At 63.0% G+C, this 3,203-nt stretch carries 5 protein-coding genes and 1 pseudogene; 1 reads left to right on the top strand and 5 read right to left on the bottom strand.

The window, feature by feature from the left end:
* From EN750_RS25785 to EN750_RS25775, 3 genes are all read right to left on the bottom strand, one after another.
* The coding region (locus tag EN750_RS25785; RefSeq protein WP_189526447.1) for an ADP-ribosylglycohydrolase family protein at nucleotides 1-649 on the bottom strand (649 nt) is incomplete at its 3' end.
* A gap of 3 nt (nucleotides 650-652) precedes the next feature.
* Nucleotides 653-1,378 carry a GntR family transcriptional regulator gene (locus EN750_RS25780; protein WP_127398229.1) on the bottom strand — a complete coding sequence of 242 codons (726 nt, stop codon included), beginning with the start codon at nucleotides 1,376-1,378 and terminating at the stop codon, nucleotides 653-655.
* A gap of 229 nt (nucleotides 1,379-1,607) precedes the next feature.
* Nucleotides 1,608-1,901, bottom strand: coding sequence for a DUF982 domain-containing protein (locus tag EN750_RS25775; RefSeq protein ID WP_245482812.1), 294 nt, complete (start codon nucleotides 1,899-1,901; stop codon nucleotides 1,608-1,610).
* 60 nt (nucleotides 1,902-1,961) lie between these two features.
* On the opposite strand from EN750_RS25775, the gene EN750_RS25770 reads away from it, so the two are divergent.
* A complete protein-coding gene (locus EN750_RS25770) occupies nucleotides 1,962-2,219 on the top strand; it encodes a hypothetical protein (RefSeq protein ID WP_127268781.1) in 258 nt (85 codons plus the stop codon).
* Between the two features lie 332 nt (nucleotides 2,220-2,551).
* On the opposite strand, the gene EN750_RS25765 is transcribed toward EN750_RS25770, so the two are convergent.
* Together EN750_RS25765 and EN750_RS25760 are read right to left on the bottom strand one after the other, a co-directional pair.
* On the bottom strand, nucleotides 2,552-2,716 hold the full coding sequence (locus EN750_RS25765; protein WP_127268780.1) for a DUF3309 family protein: 165 nt from the start codon (nucleotides 2,714-2,716) through the stop codon (nucleotides 2,552-2,554).
* Nucleotides 2,717-2,988: 272 nt separating this feature from the next.
* Nucleotides 2,989-3,203: pseudogene (locus tag EN750_RS25760) on the bottom strand (hypothetical protein); the annotation flags it as partial.

Raw genomic sequence — 3,203 nt, 5'->3', positions numbered from 1 at the left:
CCCAATGTCCGAGCGTCGCCCCTCGCCTCGCCGCCGCGACCGCGCTGGCCGAAGCATCGCGCCAACCGCCGCCGGCGACGCCGCGGCTGACGGCCGCTGCGACGGCTGCGGCCGAGGCTATGGCGATCGAGGTGTTGTGCGTCGCCCGGCAAGTCTCCGCCACCTTGCCGACGAACGTCTCCAACGGTTCAAGCGGCATCATGATGCCGACAGGCGCGATACGCATGGCCGCGCCATTGGTGTCGCCGCTGCGTCCCGCTTCCTCGGCCGGTACGCCATTGTTGATGGCATCGATGGCACGCTTGGTCGACGGCCCCAAAAGATCATAGCTGCCGCGCGCCTTGACCTCGCGCTCCCAGTCGAGCAGCGCATTGACCCAGCGCGCGTGGTCCAAACGGTCGCCGGATTCGACCAGGATGCGGCCGAGCAGCAGCGCCTGTTCGGTATCGTCGGTGATGGTTCCGGCGGCCAGGCCCTTCGACACCGGATGATCGGCGAAAGGCTCGATGAAATCCTCTACATGGCCGTAGAGTTCGGCAATGCGAGCCGGCGACAAAAGCTGCGTCGGCATGCCGAGCGCGTCTCCCAGCGCTCCGCCGACAAGCGCGCCCATGGCGCGATCGATGGCCTTGCTGGTTGCATCCGGCATCGCTCAGAACCTCATATGCAGCGCAAAATGTGCCGGGTTGAGCAGGCTGGTGACATACTCGATCGGCCGGTCGTCAGCCGCACGCGTCAACCGGCGGCCGCGCAGGAAGGGCGTGCCTTGTGGGCAACCGAGGATGGCCGCATCCTCGGCATTGAGCATCTCGATCTCGACCCATTCCTCGCCATGGTCGGGAATGAGGCCGGCGGCGCGCAGCGTCTGGTGCAGCGAGCCCTCGCGCAGTCCGCGCAACGGTACGTCCTCAAGCTCGGAGGACAGTGGCAGCCGGCTGCGCTCGATGGAGATCGCATGGCCGTCGCTGGCGTTGGTGCGCACCCGGTCAACCGCAATGAAGAACGGGCTTTCGATACCAAGCAGCGAAGCCAGATCGGGGTCTTCGATGACCTCCAGCCGCAGCGTCCGCGTCTCGGCATTGGCGCCGGCATCGGCCAGCGCGCGCGACCAGCCGATGGAGTCATCGACCGGCTTGCCGTCGAAGGTGACGAACGAGCCAATACCAACCCTGGTCGTGATCAGCCCCCGGCTGGACAATTCCTCGAGGCCCTTGCGGACCGTATTGCGACTGACGGAGAAGCGCTGGACAAGTTCATTCTCGCTTTGCAGGCGGTCGCCGAAGCCGAGAACACCGGAGCGGATTTCATGTTCGAGAACGGTGGCGATCTGCTCGGGTTTGCCCGTACCGGGAGACAGTTGAACCGCGCGCCGCTTCATATAGTACCTGTTCAGTGAACCTGTATAATCCTGTTCAATATAGAGACCGGGATGCTATGTCAACGGGTACTGAAGACTGCCCAAAAGGCAGCGAATATGCGGAATACCGTGCAAGGCGCGCCGAGAGGCAGGTCAATATGGCCCCCGAAAAGCCGGTCGGCGATCGCCAAAAAAGAGGCATACATCAAGGGGATGGAGCCAGACCCTGATTCAATTTCACCGGAGCAGGCTACGGGATCGACACCTCACGCGGTTCGACGAGGATGTCCGCCTCGATCGCGGCGTTAATGAACGCCGCCCTTGCCGCCGAGACCTCTTTCTTTCCCTCGAGCACGGCCAGACAGACCTTGCGGGCAACCATATGCTTTTGCCCGGTCGCAACCGGCCAGCGGTTCAGCAGGATGTCTGCAGCCTGAGCGACCCGCTCCACGTTGAAGATCGAGTTTCGCGATCGGCCGAGTGCAATCCTGACCGGCTCATCGAAACGCTGATCTTGCACGATGCCACTCCCCAAAGTCGGCATTCATCGATTCGCGGCCTTCAACCCCGAGCAATGTGATAGGTTCCGCGCTAAAGGTGCAAGATGTCCGATTCCAGTGGCCAGAAAAATCCCAGGCTGATCGTCGTGGTCGCCTTCGATCGCGGTGAGGATGGCGAGTTGTTCCCCGCCTTTGGACCCGCCGACCAGCAAAGCGAAGACCGCGCTATACGCACCGCCAAGGCTCTGGCGGCAAAGCATGCCGGCGTCATCGCCTGGAGCCGTGAGGCCGATCCGACGCTAGGCGAATACGGCCCGCCTAACACGCTCTTCGTCAGCGGCGACGTACCTGACATGGAGTAATCTGGCGTCAGGATCTGGCTGCGCTCAATGCCGCAGCCAGAACGGAGACTTCTCAGAAAACACCCGCCTTTCCTTGAAGCTTGATGCAAGCCGGTTCCTCGCCCATCAAGCAAAAGCCCGCCACGGTGAACCGGAGCGGGCCTTGGAGGAGGATAAGGGGTGGGACCCTCTCCTCTTGTTTCCACGGGGGGGGTGTGGACCGCAATGACCATACGAAAGTTTTGCAGAGTGCAGGATCACAAGCCGGCTTGCCTGCATCACAATCCGGTGCGCGCCGACATTGGGGGCGCTCACGAGATTGCGATCTGTCGGCGACAACCGGGCGGGCCTGGCTAGATGCGCCCGAGCACGACAAGCACGATGACGATGAGCAGCACGAGCCCGAGGCCGCCGCCGCCATAGTAGCCGGCGCCATAAAAAGGACCTCCGCCGAGGCCGCTGAAGCCGCCAAGCAGGGCAAGGATAAGAATGATGATCAGTATGGTTCCAAGGCTCATGGCTTTCAGCTCCCGTTAGCGTTGACGCATTGGGTCGAACATCGCGGCCGCGATGTTCGAGGACGAGAACGTTCCCAAGGCTCTACCGTTCCGTGCGATCGTGGCAACGGAAACGGCCATCCAACGTGATGGAAGCCAGAACTTTGATACCGGCACGCCAATGAACGCGGAAAGCCCGCCAGTGTGGCGGGCCTTCCGACCAGCCGGAGGCCAGGAACATGCGGCCGGGCCTCAGGGCCGGTTCGGCACCTCCAGTCCCGGCACCTCCAGCATCAGCGGCGCGCGATCAGGAGGCAGAGTTGCCGGAGGTCGCGGTCGTAAGCGCCTTCGCTGCCGAGCACGTCGACGCAGCGCTTCTTCATTCGCGCCACGTTGCTATCCGACATCTGGGCCACGACACCCGGCAGGCTCGGCCTGCTGGGGTTTGACGGATTGGACGGATTGCTCGGGTTCGACGGATTGGACGGATTGATGCCGCCCCCAATAC

This window comes from Mesorhizobium sp. M7A.F.Ca.ET.027.03.2.1, from assembly GCF_003999175.1.
Lineage (GTDB): Bacteria > Pseudomonadota > Alphaproteobacteria > Rhizobiales > Rhizobiaceae > Mesorhizobium.
The sequence above is the reverse complement of the archived record's forward strand: the minus strand, read 5'-3'. Positions and strand labels throughout refer to the sequence as shown.